Below are 14,415 nucleotides of genomic sequence, written 5' to 3'. Positions count from 1 at the left end.
GAAAAAATGCGTTTCAGTACTCAAATGATGTACCAGCAGAACATGCGCGGTATCACCAGTTCTCAGGCGGAATGGATGAAGTACGGCGAACAGATGTCGACGGGTAAGCGAGTCGTTAACCCTTCAGATGATCCCATTGCTGCATCACAAGCCGTAGTGCTCTCACAAGCGCAGGCGCAAAACAGCCAGTACACGCTGGCGCGTACTTTCGCGACTCAAAAAGTGTCACTGGAAGAGAGTGTGCTTAGCCAGGTGACCACTGCTATCCAGAATGCTCAGGAGAAAATTGTCTATGCCAGCAACGGCACCTTGAGTGACGATGACCGGGCATCGCTGGCAACGGATATTCAGGGGCTCCGTGACCAGTTGTTGAATCTGGCGAATACCACTGACGGTAACGGGCGCTACATTTTTGCGGGTTATAAAACAGAAACCGCGCCGTTTAGCGAAGAGAAAGGTAAATATGTCGGCGGAACAGAAAGTATTAAGCAACAGGTAGATGCTTCGCGTTCGATGGTGATAGGGCATACCGGCGACAAAATTTTTAATAGCATTACCAGTAATGCAGTAGCGGAACCAGACGGTAGCGATTCTGAAACCAATCTTTTTGCCATGCTGGATAGCGCCATCGCTGCGCTTAAAACACCGGTTGCGGATAGTGAAGCGGATCAAGAAACCTCCGCTGCGGCGTTAGATAAAACCAACCGTGGCCTGAAAAACTCGCTGAATAATGTGCTCACCGTACGCGCGGAATTAGGTACGCAGCTGAACGAGCTGGAGTCGCTGGATTCTTTAGGTAGCGATCGCGCTCTGGGCCAAACGCAGCAGATGAGTGATTTGGTTGATGTGGACTGGAATGCGACTATTTCGTCTTACATCATGCAGCAAACAGCATTGCAGGCGTCGTACAAAGCGTTTACTGATATGCAGGGGTTATCGCTTTTCCAGCTCAACAAATAAGCACTTTTTCAAACATATCATGAAACTGGGTATGTTTTGTCTGCCTGCTCTGGGATCGCCGGGGCGGGCATTTTTTTTGCCTGATTTGAGTAGTTGGCTAGCAAGAATGCCATTTGATGAATTTGAATATGTTGATTCAAAGATGAAATAAAAAGCCCCGGCGGTTGCCAGGGCTTGATTACTTTGAGCTAATGATTACTCAACAGGTTGCGGACGCGCAGGAGCGGCAGAGGCATGATGCGTTGCCGTATGACCACCTGCGGCACCTTTACCTTCGAAGGCAAAAGTAGGGCGCTGCCAGTCACTGTGACGCGGTGCTTCCGGAACATATTCCGGTGCCGGAGCGCGTGTCATCGGTGCGGTAGCGTGGTTATGCTCAACGGTAATCTCAGGTTCAACAGCGGCTACCGTTTCAACTTCTGCTGCGACTTCAGCGACCACAGGTGCGGCAGGTTGAGCGACAACTTCAGGTTCGGCAACTACAACCTCGGCAGTTTCGGCAACTTCTTCAATATCTGCCGTCTCTTCCTGCGGTTCAACTACCGGTTCCGCGTGTTCTGCAACGTCCTGCGCTACAGCAACATCAGCCCCGGCAATCACCTGTGGCTGTTCAGTTACCGCTGCGGCAATCACTTCAGGATGCGTCGTTTCAACCACTTCCGGTTGCGCTTGTGCAACCGGAACCGGTGCTTCTATAGTTTCGGTCACTTCTTCAATAACCGGCGCGGCAACGACAGGTTCGACAGCGGCGGCGACAGGGACTTCAGTCACCATCGGCTGCATCTGTACTTCTTCCTGTTCGCGTTGCTCTTCAACCTGTACATCTTGCGGACGTACAACCGGATAGCGGATCCAGACTTTGCCAGAGGCCAGTTCCGGAGACGCACACGCTACGGTTAACGGCATTGGTGACTGAACCGGATAACGCTCGTCACGATAGCGACGACGACGCTGACCACTCACGCGCAGATGGCGAGGCGAGCGACGAGAACGACGCGGCATACCGCCGTTGTCACGGTTATCGACATTGTTCTCTTCTTGTTGTTCCGGCGCAGTTTGTGCAACGACTGGCAATGGTACTTTCACCAGTTCAGTACGTTGGGCAGACGCTTCCTGCATAACAGGTTCGGCGGCGACGGTTTCTTCAACCACCGGAGCGGCTACCACTTCTTCCGCAACGCTTTGCTCGTAACGCACTTTTTGATTTAGCTGGCGCTGTTTACGACGCGGTTGAACCGGACGTACACGCTCCTCCTGTTCAGTTTCCTGAACAGATTGCTCCTCAACATTCAGTGCCTTCGCTTCTTGTTGTACCTGACGTTTATCATCGTTACGGCGACGACTACGCTCACGACGCGGTGTTTGCTGCTCGTCGGTGGTACGCGCTTTTTCTGTTACATCAGCCTGCTGACGGCTCTCACGCGTCTCGGCAGTTTGCTGCTGTGACTGGCGACGATTACGACGGTTTTCTTCGCGATTATCGCTACCCTCTGTACGTTCGCTACGCGTGTCGCGGCGCTCATTACGGTCACGGCGATTGTTCTGACGAGGCTTACGGCGATCCTGTTGACGTTCCGGTTTCGTTTCTGCTTTTGGTGCAGGTTGCTCGGTTGGTTTGGTTTCTTCACCACCGCTGAACAGCGATTTCAGGGCGCTGAAGAGACGGCTTAACAGGCCTGGTTGTGCAGGAGCAGCAGGTGTTGTCGGCGCGGCTTTAGGCGCTGTGGCTGCCGCAGGCGTTACAGGTTCTGCCGGGGCTGGAGCTGGTGGCACATCCGGCATGGCAAAAGTCGCCAGTGCAGGTTGTTCCGGACGTTTACGCTCCGCAAACTCTTCTTCTGACGGCAGCGCCATTGCTTCTTCATGCAGCTTCGGCAGCATGTAGCTTAAGGTCGGCGTCTCTTCCCCTTTACGCACGCGCAGTACGTGGTAGTGCGGGGTTTCCATCTGATCGTTTGGTACAATCACACAGCGCACGCCGTCCTGACGGGTTTCAATTGCATTTACCGCAGAACGTTTTTCGTTCAGCAGATAAGAGGCAATAGGGACAGGAACAATGGCGTGGACTTCCTGGGTGTTCTCTTTCAGGGCTTCTTCTTCAATCAAACGCAGAATAGAGAGCGACAGGGATTCATTATCACGCACGGTGCCAGTACCGGAGCAACGCGGGCAGACGTGATGGCTGGATTCACCCAGCGACGGGCTCAGGCGCTGACGGGACATCTCGAGCAGGCCAAAGCGAGAAATATGGCTGATTTGAATACGCGCACGATCTTGACGTACCGCTTCACGCAGACGGTTTTCCACCGCGCGCTGATGGCGTACAGGCGTCATGTCGATGAAGTCGATAACAATCAGACCGCCGAGGTCACGCAGGCGTAGCTGACGAGCAATCTCATCGGCTGCTTCCAGGTTAGTGTTAAATGCAGTTTCTTCGATATCGCCGCCGCGAGTTGCACGCGCGGAGTTGATGTCGATGGCGGTTAACGCTTCGGTGCTGTCGATAACAATGGAGCCACCAGACGGCAGACGGACTTCACGCTGGAAGGCGGACTCGATCTGCGATTCGATCTGGTAGTGGCTGAACAGGGGAATTTCACCCGTGTACAGTTTGATTTTGCTGCTGAAATCCGGGCGACCCAACGCGGCGATATGCTGACGCGCCAGTTCGAGTACTTTCGGATTGTCGATAAGGATTTCGCCGATGTCCTGGCGTAAGTAATCGCGGAATGCGCGAACGATAACATTGCTCTCCTGATGGATCAGGAACGGAGCAGGGCGGCTTTCAGCGGCTTTTTTGATGGCTTCCCAGTGTTTCAGGCGGAAGCTTAAATCCCATTGCAGCGCCTCAGCAGATTTGCCGACGCCAGCGGTGCGCACGATAAGCCCCATGCCTTCCGGCAGTTCAAGGCTCGCCAGTGCTTCTTTTAACTCGGTACGGTCGTCGCCTTCGATACGGCGAGAAATGCCACCCGCGCGCGGGTTGTTCGGCATCAGAACCAGATAGCTACCCGCCAGGCTGATAAAAGTGGTTAATGCCGCGCCTTTGTTGCCGCGCTCTTCTTTATCGATCTGAACAATGACTTCCTGACCTTCGCGTAACACATCTTTAATGTTAGGACGGCCATGAGCACTGTAATTAGCAGGGAAATATTCGCGGGCAATTTCTTTTAGTGGGAGGAAACCGTGACGTTCAGCGCCGTAATCAACAAAAGCAGCTTCCAGACTCGGTTCAATGCGGGTGATTTTACCTTTGTAGATGTTCGCCTTTTTCTGTTCATGCCCTGGACTTTCGATATCCAGATCATACAGACGCTGCCCATCTACAAGGGCAACGCGCAACTCTTCCTGCTGAGTTGCGTTGATTAACATTCTTTTCATCGTAACTTACTCATTATTCTTACATTGACGACTAAGCTGCGGGCAAAGTAACGCCTTTCCGGGTGTGAACCGATGGCCTCGTGTCTAGTCGCGTCGCCAACCTCACGGTTATCGTCAGCTCAAAGAGGCGCAGAGTGTCGGTTGCCCGTTTTTCATGCGGAAAAACAGCGCAATTATCAGAGAAACAGACTGGGTATTACTCTCCAGAAATATTTCCATCTACCGGTAAGGACTGCAACCCGCAGCCCGCTAACTGCCTGAAAGATCAATACGTCTTACGCCATTGCTGCGTTGATGATCGGTCGGGCAAAATGGGGTATTCCGTAAAATTTCTTGTTTTAACAAGGTTGGACACGGAAACGTTCTCATTATTCCACTGCAAGCCTTGTTATAGCAAGATGACTTTTACCATTTATCACCCACTTACTCACAGTTTTTTCACTTCTTACTGGCGATTGGTTTAATAACCATCAATTAAGTGATTGCACTGGGAAGTAATAAGGTGCAGAACTAAATATAAGCATAGAAAAATGAGTGGCGCGAATCCTGTTGGCTATTTAGAATCGCCCACCATGAAAACAGAGACTCCATCCGTAAAAATCGTTGCTATTACCGCTGATGAAGCGGGGCAACGTATCGACAACTTTTTGCGCACCCAATTGAAAGGCGTACCAAAAAGTATGATTTACCGTATTTTGCGTAAAGGCGAAGTGCGGGTGAACAAAAAACGTATTAAGCCTGAATATAAACTCGAAGCCGGTGATGAAGTGCGTATTCCGCCGGTTCGCGTTGCTGAACGGGAAGAAGAGGCCGTTTCGCCGCATCTGCAAAAAGTGGCGGCGCTGGCGGACGTCATCTTATATGAAGATGATCATATCCTGGTGCTGAATAAACCCTCAGGTACGGCGGTGCATGGCGGCAGTGGTTTAAGTTTCGGCGTTATTGAAGGGCTGAGGGCGTTGCGCCCGGAAGCGCGATTCCTTGAACTGGTGCATCGACTCGACCGGGACACTTCAGGTGTATTGCTGGTAGCGAAAAAACGTTCGGCGTTACGTTCTCTGCATGAGCAATTACGTGAAAAAGGGATGCAAAAAGATTATCTGGCGCTAGTGCGCGGTCAGTGGCAGTCACACGTGAAGAGTGTCCAGGCTCCGCTGCTGAAGAATATTCTGCAAAGCGGTGAACGTATTGTGCGCGTGAGCCAGGAAGGTAAACCGTCAGAAACTCGCTTCAAAGTGGAAGAACGCTATGCGTTTGCCACGCTGGTTCGTTGCAGTCCGGTTACCGGACGTACGCACCAGATCCGTGTGCATACTCAATACGCTGGTCATCCGATTGCGTTTGATGATCGTTACGGCGATCGTGAGTTTGATCAACAGCTCACTGAGACCGGAACGGGGCTGAGACGTTTGTTCCTGCATGCGGCAGCGTTGAAGTTTACCCATCCGGGAACGGGTGAGGTGATGCGTATCGAAGCGCCGATGGATGAAGGTTTGAAGCGGTGTTTGCAAAAGCTGCGTAACGCGCGTTAATACAAGCATATAAGCCAGATATAATGGGCGGTAGGCCTGATACTGCATCAGGCTGCCAGAACCGATTGCCGGATGCGACGTAACCGCATCCGGCGCAAACAACTACCCCATCAGTGGGTTTTTCCCTTCCCGACGTAACATCTGACAGAGTGCGATAAGCGGCAAACCAACCAGTGTGTTAGGGTCACGTCCTTCTAAACGCTCGAATAACGTAATGCCAAACCCTTCACTCTTAAAACTGCCAGCGCAGTGCAGGGGATGTTCTTTACGCACGTAATTATCAATCTCCGCCTCGCTTAAGTGGCGGAAATGAACGTCAAAAGGTTCCACTTCCGTTTGCAGATGCCCGTTCGCCGAATTAAATAGCGCCAGCCCAGTATAGAAGGTGACAATATTGCCGCTGGCTTTGCGTAATTGCAGACGCGCATTTTCTTCCGTTAACGGTTTACCGGTGATTTCCCCATCAAGAACACACACCTGGTCTGAACCAATAATTAAATGAGAGGGATAACGTGACGCTAAGGATTGCGCTTTTTCTTGCGCCAGCCGGAGCACCAGCTGGCGCGGTGATTCATCGCTATGCGGGGTTTCGTCGACCTCCGGGGCGGCACATTCGAAAGAGATTTGTAGTTTTTCAAGTAGGGCGCGGCGCCAGGGCGAAGTGGAGGCTAAAATAAGTTTAGACATATTTTTTTCCATCAGATATAGCGTATTGATGATAGCCATTTTAAACTATGCGCTTCGTTTTGCAGGTTGATGTTCGTTATCAGCACTGAACGAAAATAAAGCAGTAACCCGCAATGTGTGCGAATTATTGGCAAAAGGCAACCACAGGCTGCCTTTTTCTTTGACTCTATGACGTTACAAAGTTAATATGCGCGCCCTATGCAAAAGGTAAAATTACCCCTGACTCTCGATCCGGTTCGTACGGCTCAAAAACGCCTTGATTACCAGGGTATCTATACTCCTGATCAGGTTGAGCGCGTCGCCGAATCCGTAGTCAGTGTGGACAGTGATGTGGAATGCTCCATGTCGTTCGCTATCGATAACCAACGTCTCGCAGTGTTAAACGGCGATGCGAAGGTGACGGTAACGCTCGAGTGTCAGCGTTGCGGGAAGCCGTTTACTCATCAGGTCTACACAACGTACTGTTTTAGTCCTGTGCGTTCAGACGAACAGGCTGAAGCACTGCCGGAAGCGTATGAACCGATTGAGGTTAACGAATTCGGTGAAATCGATCTGCTTGCAATGGTTGAAGATGAAATCATCCTCGCCTTGCCGGTAGTTCCGGTGCATGATTCTGAACACTGTGAAGTGTCCGAAGCGGACATGGTCTTTGGTGAACTGCCTGAAGAAGCGCAAAAGCCAAACCCATTTGCCGTATTAGCCAGCTTAAAGCGTAAGTAATTGGTGCTCCCCGTTGGATCGGGGATAAACCGTAATTGAGGAGTAAGGTCCATGGCCGTACAACAGAATAAACCAACCCGTTCCAAACGTGGCATGCGTCGTTCCCATGACGCGCTGACCGCAGTCACCAGCCTGTCTGTAGACAAAACTTCTGGTGAAAAACACCTGCGTCACCACATCACTGCCGACGGTTACTACCGTGGCCGCAAGGTCATCGCTAAGTAATCACGCATCTGCGTGATGAAGCTTAGTGAGGATTTTCCCCAGGCAACTGGGGAAAGACCAAACCGGGCGGCGACGATACCTTGACACGTCTAACCCTGGCGTTAGATGTCATGGGGGGCGATTTTGGCCCTTCTGTGACAGTGCCTGCAGCTTTGCAGGCACTGAACTCTAATTCGCAACTCACTCTTCTTTTAGTCGGTAATCCCGACGCCATCACGCCATTACTTGCTAAAGCTGACTTCGAACAACGTTCTCGTTTGCAGATTATTCCTGCGCAGTCAGTTATCGCCAGTGATGCCCGGCCTTCGCAAGCTATCCGCGCCAGTCGCGGTAGCTCAATGCGCGTGGCGCTGGAACTGGTGAAAGAAGGTCGAGCGCAAGCCTGTGTCAGTGCTGGCAATACCGGGGCGCTGATGGGGCTGGCTAAATTATTACTCAAGCCCCTGGAGGGGATTGAGCGCCCGGCGTTGGTGACGGTGTTACCGCATCAACAAAAGGGCAAAACGGTGGTTCTCGATTTAGGAGCCAACGTCGATTGTGACAGCACAATGTTGGTGCAATTTGCCATTATGGGCTCAGTTTTGGCTGAAGAGGTGGTGGGAATTCCCAATCCTCGCGTGGCGTTGCTCAATATTGGTGAAGAAGAAGTAAAGGGTCTCGACAGTATTCGGGATGCCTCAGCGGTGCTTAAAACAATCCCTTCTATCAACTATATCGGCTATCTTGAAGCCAATGAGTTATTAACTGGCAAGACAGATGTGCTGGTCTGTGACGGCTTTACAGGAAATGTCACATTAAAGACGATGGAAGGTGTTGTCAGGATGTTCCTTTCTCTGCTGAAATCTCAGGGAGAAGGGAAAAAACGGTCGTGGTGGCTACTGTTATTAAAGCGTTGGCTACAAAAGAGCCTGACGAGGCGATTCAGTCACCTCAACCCCGACCAGTATAACGGCGCCTGTCTGTTAGGATTGCGCGGCACGGTGATAAAAAGTCATGGTGCAGCCAATCAGCGAGCTTTTGCGGTCGCGATTGAACAGGCAGTGCAGGCGGTGCAGCGACAAGTTCCTCAGCGAATTGCCGCTCGCCTGGAATCTGTATACCCAGCTGGTTTTGAGCTGTTGGACGGTGGCAAAAGCGGATCTCTGCGGTAGCAGGACGCTGCCAGCGAACTCGCAGTTTGCAAGTGACGGTATATAACCGAAAAGTGACTGAGCGTACATGTATACGAAGATTATTGGTACTGGCAGCTATCTGCCCGAACAAGTGCGGACAAACGCCGATCTGGAAAAAATGGTGGATACCTCTGACGAGTGGATTGTCACTCGTACAGGCATCCGCGAACGCCACATTGCCGCGCCAAACGAAACCGTTTCAACCATGGGTTTTGAAGCGGCGACACGCGCAATTGAGATGGCTGGCATCGATAAAGACCAGATTGGGCTGATCGTTGTGGCAACGACTTCTGCTACGCACGCTTTTCCGAGCTCAGCATGTCAGATTCAAAGCATGTTGGGCATTAAAGGTTGCCCGGCGTTTGACGTTGCCGCAGCATGTGCAGGTTTCACCTACGCGTTGAGCGTAGCCGATCAATACGTGAAATCTGGTGCGGTGAAGTATGCTCTGGTTGTCGGTTCCGATGTACTGGCGCGCACCTGCGATCCAACAGATCGCGGGACCATTATCATTTTTGGCGATGGCGCGGGCGCTGCAGTGCTGGCTGCCTCTGAAGAGCCAGGAATTATCTCAACGCATCTTCATGCTGATGGCAGCTATGGTGAATTGCTGACGTTGCCTAATGCCGACCGTGTGAATCCAGAAAATTCAATTCATCTGACCATGGCGGGCAACGAAGTCTTCAAGGTTGCAGTAACCGAGTTGGCGCACATCGTTGATGAGACGCTGGCGGCGAATAATCTTGATCGTTCCCAACTGGACTGGCTGGTTCCGCATCAGGCGAACCTGCGTATTATCAGCGCAACGGCGAAAAAACTCGGCATGTCGATGGACAATGTCGTGGTGACGCTGGATCGCCACGGTAATACTTCTGCCGCTTCTGTCCCGTGCGCGCTGGATGAAGCTGTACGCGACGGGCGCATTAAGCCTGGGCAGTTGGTTCTGCTTGAAGCCTTTGGCGGTGGGTTCACCTGGGGCTCCGCGCTGGTTCGTTTCTAGGATAAGGATTTAAAGATGACGCAATTTGCATTTGTGTTCCCTGGACAGGGCTCTCAAACCGTTGGAATGCTGGCTGATATGGCGGCGAGCTATCCCATTGTCGAAGAAACGTTTGCTGAAGCTTCTGCGGCGCTGGGCTACGACTTGTGGGCACTGACCCAGCAGGGACCTGCCGAAGAATTGAATAAAACCTGGCAAACCCAACCAGCACTGTTGACGGCATCTGTTGCGCTGTACCGTGTGTGGCAGCAGCAGGGCGGTAAAGCACCGGCGATGATGGCCGGTCACAGCCTGGGTGAATACTCCGCGCTGGTTTGCGCTGGTGTGATTGATTTTGCTGATGCGGTGCGTCTGGTTGAGATGCGTGGCAAGTTCATGCAGGAAGCTGTACCGGAAGGGACAGGTGCAATGGCGGCAATTATCGGTCTTGATGATGCGTCTATTGCTAAAGCGTGTGAAGAAGCTGCAGAAGGTCAGGTCGTTTCTCCGGTAAACTTTAACTCTCCGGGGCAGGTCGTTATTGCCGGTCATAAAGAAGCGGTTGAGCGTGCAGGCGCTGCCTGTAAAGCTGCGGGCGCAAAACGTGCGCTGCCGTTGCCTGTAAGCGTACCGTCACACTGTGCGCTGATGAAACCGGCTGCCGATAAATTGGCTGTTGAATTGGCGAAAATCACCTTCAATACCCCAACCGTTCCGGTTGTGAATAACGTTGATGTGAAATGCGAAACTAATGGCGATGCTATCCGTGATGCGCTGGTACGTCAGCTGTATAATCCGGTTCAGTGGACGAAATCTGTTGAATACATGGCAGCGCAAGGAGTTGAACATCTTTATGAAGTCGGCCCGGGCAAAGTGCTTACTGGCCTGACGAAACGCATTGTCGACACCCTGACCGCCTCGGCGCTGAACGAACCTTCAGCGATGGCAGCGGCGCTCGAGCTTTAAAAGAGGAAAAATATGAATTTTGAAGGAAAAATCGCACTGGTAACCGGTGCAAGCCGTGGGATTGGCCGCGCAATTGCTGAAACGCTCGCAGCTCGTGGCGCGAAAGTTATCGGTACTGCGACCAGTGAAAGCGGCGCTCAGGCGATCAGCGATTATTTAGGTGATAACGGTAAAGGTCTGATGTTGAATGTGACCGACCCGGCATCTATCGAATCTGTTCTGGAAAAAATTCGCGCAGAATTTGGTGAAGTCGATATCCTGGTCAATAATGCCGGTATCACTCGTGATAACCTGTTAATGCGAATGAAAGATGATGAGTGGAACGATATCATCGAAACCAACCTTTCATCTGTTTTCCGTCTGTCAAAAGCGGTAATGCGCGCTATGATGAAAAAGCGTCATGGTCGTATTATCACTATCGGTTCTGTGGTTGGTACCATGGGAAATGGCGGTCAGGCCAACTACGCTGCGGCGAAAGCGGGCTTGATCGGCTTCAGTAAATCCCTGGCGCGCGAAGTTGCGTCACGTGGTATTACTGTAAACGTTGTTGCTCCGGGCTTTATTGAAACGGACATGACACGTGCGCTGAGCGATGACCAGCGTGCGGGTATCCTGGCGCAGGTTCCTGCGGGTCGCCTCGGCGGCGCACAGGAAATCGCCAACGCGGTTGCATTCCTGGCATCCGACGAAGCAGCTTACATCACGGGTGAAACTTTGCATGTGAACGGCGGGATGTACATGGTCTGACCGCGATTTGCACAAAATGCTCATGTTGCGCGCAGTCTGCGTGGTTATGAGTAATAATTAGTGCAAAATGATTTGCGTTGTTGGGGGGTATGGCCTCAAAATAACGTAAAATCGTGGTAAGACCTGCCGGGATTTAGTTGCAAATTTTTCAACATTTTATACACTACGAAAACCATCGCGAAAGCGAGTTTTGATAGGAAATTTAAGAGTATGAGCACTATCGAAGAACGCGTTAAGAAAATTATCGGCGAACAGCTGGGCGTTAAGCAGGAAGAAGTTACCAACAATGCTTCTTTCGTTGAAGACCTGGGCGCGGATTCTCTTGACACCGTTGAGCTGGTAATGGCTCTGGAAGAAGAGTTTGATACTGAGATTCCGGACGAAGAAGCTGAGAAAATCACCACCGTTCAGGCTGCCATTGATTACATCAACGGCCACCAGGCGTAAGTGAACATCTCCAGGCGGTCGTTCGACCGCCTGAGTTTTATCTTTTTGTCCCACTAGAATCATTTTTTTTCCCTCCCTGGAGGACAAACGTGTCTAAGCGTCGTGTAGTTGTGACCGGACTGGGCATGTTGTCTCCTGTCGGCAATACCGTAGAGTCTACCTGGAAAGCTCTGCTTGCCGGTCAGAGTGGCATCAGCCTAATCGACCATTTCGATACTAGCGCCTATGCAACGAAATTTGCTGGCTTAGTAAAGGATTTTAACTGTGAGGACATTATCTCGCGCAAAGAACAGCGCAAGATGGATGCCTTCATTCAATATGGAATTGTCGCTGGCGTTCAGGCCATGCAGGATTCTGGCCTTGAAATAACGGAAGAGAACGCAACCCGCATTGGTGCCGCAATTGGCTCCGGGATTGGCGGCCTCGGACTGATCGAAGAAAACCACACATCTCTGATGAACGGTGGTCCACGTAAGATCAGCCCATTCTTCGTTCCGTCAACGATTGTGAACATGGTGGCAGGTCATCTGACTATCATGTATGGCCTGCGTGGCCCAAGCATCTCTATCGCGACCGCCTGTACTTCCGGCGTGCACAACATTGGTCATGCTGCGCGTATTATCGCGTATGGCGATGCTGACGTGATGGTTGCAGGTGGCGCAGAGAAAGCCAGTACGCCGCTGGGCGTTGGCGGTTTCGGCGCGGCACGTGCATTATCTACCCGCAATGATAACCCGCAAGCGGCTAGCCGCCCGTGGGATAAAGAGCGTGATGGTTTCGTTCTGGGCGATGGTGCCGGTATGCTGGTGCTCGAAGAGTACGAACACGCGAAAAAACGCGGTGCGAAAATTTACGCTGAACTCGTCGGCTTTGGTATGAGCAGCGATGCCTATCATATGACGTCGCCGCCGGAAAATGGCGCAGGCGCAGCTCTGGCAATGGCAAATGCTCTGCGTGATGCAGGTATTGAAGCGAGCCAGATTGGCTACGTTAACGCGCACGGTACTTCAACGCCTGCTGGCGATAAAGCCGAAGCACAGGCAGTGAAAACCATCTTCGGTGAAGCTGCAAGCCGTGTGCTGGTAAGCTCCACGAAATCCATGACCGGTCACCTGTTAGGTGCGGCGGGTGCGGTAGAGTCTATCTACTCCATCCTGGCGCTGCGCGATCAGGCTGTTCCACCGACCATCAACCTGGATAACCCGGATGAAGGTTGCGATCTGGATTTCGTACCGCACGAAGCGCGTCAGGTCAGCGGAATGGAGTATACCCTGTGTAACTCCTTCGGCTTTGGAGGTACTAACGGTTCGTTGATCTTTAAACGCGTTTAATCCTTAAGTAGATAGTTAAAAAGCGAAACACAATGTGTTTCGCTTTTTTTACGTCAACTTATTGATAAGTAAACGTAAACTGCACAACAGTATGGAATTCACCTGCCGTGACCGTACCGGTAGGTGTATACATCCGTGCAGCAAGTGGGAAGGTCGCTTTTCTACTGGCCTTGTCGACGTTTACCGTCATTTTACCATCCGGGCTTATTTCCGTTATGTGGTCATCCGTCATAATCTGCAGCGCCATCCCGGTGGCATCCCCAAGTGTATTCGCGAACTTCGTCTGGTCAACAAGATCGCTTTCCCCGGTAAACAACGCTGTAACACTGCTTGTTGATGCAGGGCAAGAAGATAAATTCAGACTAAAGTTCTGCCACTCACTGGTATGGCCGACCGTGTCGTAATTAACGGCTCGCGCCTGCTCAAAGCTGACAGTTTGATCCTTCGTTTGTGTATCTATGACGCATGCTGATGCTACCACCGTGCCATTAATGTTAATATCAGCCGCTTGGGCAGAGTGAAATGCACATAAAGGCCAGAGCGTTACCAGTAAGGTAAAAATTGTGGCACTTCGTTGAGTAATCATGGCGCTAGCACCTGTTACTGATAAGTAAATGTTGCCTGAACCAGGCCGGTGATTGAACCAGGCATCACATTTCCTTTCGATACAGCCCGCGTACGAAGCTGAAGGTCATAGGCGTGAGAACCAGGAATAGGGGTATTATTGATTGATGAACCATTACCCAACGTTGTAGAACCATCCTGCGTAGTGAGCTCAAGAGAGAGATTAGTTGCTGAACCAGTATTGGCGTAGTTTGTGGCAATATCACCGTCCGGCGTACCAGAGAAAGCGACGCTAAAGCTGGAGGTTGAGAGTGGGCAATTGGTTAATTGCAAAGAGAAGTCTTTCCAGGTGGATGCGCTTCCCGCAGCCGAAAGAGAATCCGCCTGAATATTATCGCCAATATTTACATTCACGGCACTATTCCCACCATTAACGACGCACGGAGATGCCAGTACTAATCCATTAATATTGATATCTACCGCATTAACGGAGGAAGCCCCCAGAAGACTGCTGGCGATAACAAATATTATAAACTTACGCTTCCGGTAATGACTCTAACTTATTGATAGTGTTTTATGTTCAGATAATGCCCGATGACTTTGTCATGCAGCTCCACCGATTTTGAGAACGACAGCGACTTCCGTCCCAGCCGTGCCAGGTGCTGCCTCAGATTCAGGTTATGCCGCTCAATTCGCTGCGTATA

General features: G+C 51.4%; 15 protein-coding genes. 10 read left to right on the top strand and 5 right to left on the bottom strand.

Annotated features, from left to right (window positions below; all coding sequences use genetic code 11):
- The first annotated feature begins 6 nt into the window (after positions 1-6).
- A complete protein-coding gene (gene flgL / locus FC814_RS00075) occupies positions 7-960 on the top strand; it encodes a flagellar hook-associated protein FlgL (RefSeq protein ID WP_001212795.1) in 954 nt (317 codons plus the stop codon).
- Positions 961-1,155: 195 nt separating this feature from the next.
- Here the strand turns inward: flgL and rne are convergent, their stop codons facing one another.
- The gene (gene rne, locus FC814_RS00070) at positions 1,156-4,341 is read right to left on the bottom strand and encodes a ribonuclease E (RefSeq protein WP_137325334.1); all 3,186 of its coding nucleotides are present in this window, start codon (positions 4,339-4,341) and stop codon (positions 1,156-1,158) included.
- A 572-nt stretch (positions 4,342-4,913) separates the two neighbouring features.
- On the opposite strand from rne, the gene rluC reads away from it, so the two are divergent.
- Entirely contained in the window at positions 4,914-5,873 is a 960-nt protein-coding gene (gene rluC, locus FC814_RS00065; RefSeq protein WP_137325333.1) for a 23S rRNA pseudouridine(955/2504/2580) synthase RluC, read from the top strand.
- 102 nt (positions 5,874-5,975) lie between these two features.
- Here the strand turns inward: rluC and yceF are convergent, their stop codons facing one another.
- Positions 5,976-6,560, bottom strand: a complete 585-nt coding sequence (gene yceF, locus FC814_RS00060; protein WP_010345602.1) for a 7-methyl-GTP pyrophosphatase — start codon at positions 6,558-6,560, stop codon at positions 5,976-5,978.
- 198 nt (positions 6,561-6,758) lie between these two features.
- Between yceF and yceD the strand changes: the two genes are divergently transcribed.
- The 8 genes from yceD (at position 6,759) to fabF (ending at position 13,147) form a co-directional block, all read left to right on the top strand.
- Positions 6,759-7,280, top strand: coding sequence for a 23S rRNA accumulation protein YceD (gene yceD, locus FC814_RS00055; protein WP_001174481.1), 522 nt, complete (start codon positions 6,759-6,761; stop codon positions 7,278-7,280).
- A 51-nt stretch (positions 7,281-7,331) separates the two neighbouring features.
- Entirely contained in the window at positions 7,332-7,505 is a 174-nt protein-coding gene (gene rpmF / locus FC814_RS00050) for a 50S ribosomal protein L32 (RefSeq protein WP_000290727.1), read from the top strand.
- 80 nt (positions 7,506-7,585) lie between these two features.
- On the top strand, positions 7,586-8,656 hold the full coding sequence (gene plsX / locus FC814_RS00045) for a phosphate acyltransferase PlsX (RefSeq protein WP_085460621.1): 1,071 nt from the start codon (positions 7,586-7,588) through the stop codon (positions 8,654-8,656).
- A 67-nt stretch (positions 8,657-8,723) separates the two neighbouring features.
- Positions 8,724-9,677, top strand: a complete 954-nt coding sequence (gene fabH, locus FC814_RS00040) for a beta-ketoacyl-ACP synthase III (RefSeq protein WP_137325332.1) — start codon at positions 8,724-8,726, stop codon at positions 9,675-9,677.
- A 15-nt stretch (positions 9,678-9,692) separates the two neighbouring features.
- The gene (gene fabD / locus FC814_RS00035; RefSeq protein WP_000191375.1) at positions 9,693-10,622 is read left to right on the top strand and encodes an ACP S-malonyltransferase; all 930 of its coding nucleotides are present in this window, start codon (positions 9,693-9,695) and stop codon (positions 10,620-10,622) included.
- Positions 10,623-10,634: 12 nt separating this feature from the next.
- Positions 10,635-11,369: a 3-oxoacyl-ACP reductase FabG gene (fabG, locus tag FC814_RS00030; protein ID WP_001008544.1), complete on the top strand. Its 735-nt coding sequence runs from the start codon at positions 10,635-10,637 to the stop codon at positions 11,367-11,369.
- Positions 11,370-11,579: 210 nt separating this feature from the next.
- The gene (acpP, locus tag FC814_RS00025) at positions 11,580-11,816 is read left to right on the top strand and encodes an acyl carrier protein (RefSeq protein WP_000103754.1); all 237 of its coding nucleotides are present in this window, start codon (positions 11,580-11,582) and stop codon (positions 11,814-11,816) included.
- Between the two features lie 89 nt (positions 11,817-11,905).
- The gene (fabF, locus tag FC814_RS00020) at positions 11,906-13,147 is read left to right on the top strand and encodes a beta-ketoacyl-ACP synthase II (protein WP_000044680.1); all 1,242 of its coding nucleotides are present in this window, start codon (positions 11,906-11,908) and stop codon (positions 13,145-13,147) included.
- Positions 13,148-13,205: 58 nt separating this feature from the next.
- Here the strand turns inward: fabF and FC814_RS00015 are convergent, their stop codons facing one another.
- The 3 genes from FC814_RS00015 to FC814_RS00005 form a co-directional block, all read right to left on the bottom strand.
- A complete protein-coding gene (locus FC814_RS00015) occupies positions 13,206-13,733 on the bottom strand; it encodes a fimbrial protein (RefSeq protein ID WP_000632672.1) in 528 nt (175 codons plus the stop codon).
- Between the two features lie 14 nt (positions 13,734-13,747).
- Complete coding sequence (locus FC814_RS00010; RefSeq protein ID WP_301546316.1) at positions 13,748-14,125, bottom strand: fimbrial protein; 378 nt, start codon at positions 14,123-14,125, stop codon at positions 13,748-13,750.
- A gap of 146 nt (positions 14,126-14,271) precedes the next feature.
- Positions 14,272-14,415: IS1 family transposase (locus FC814_RS00005; protein ID WP_001498750.1), on the bottom strand; the 144-nt coding region annotated here is incomplete at its 5' end.

Source organism: Escherichia sp. MR (genome assembly GCF_005280595.1).
Taxonomy (GTDB): Bacteria; Pseudomonadota; Gammaproteobacteria; order Enterobacterales; family Enterobacteriaceae; genus Escherichia; species Escherichia ruysiae.
The sequence above is the reverse complement of the archived record's forward strand: the minus strand, read 5'-3'. Positions and strand labels throughout refer to the sequence as shown.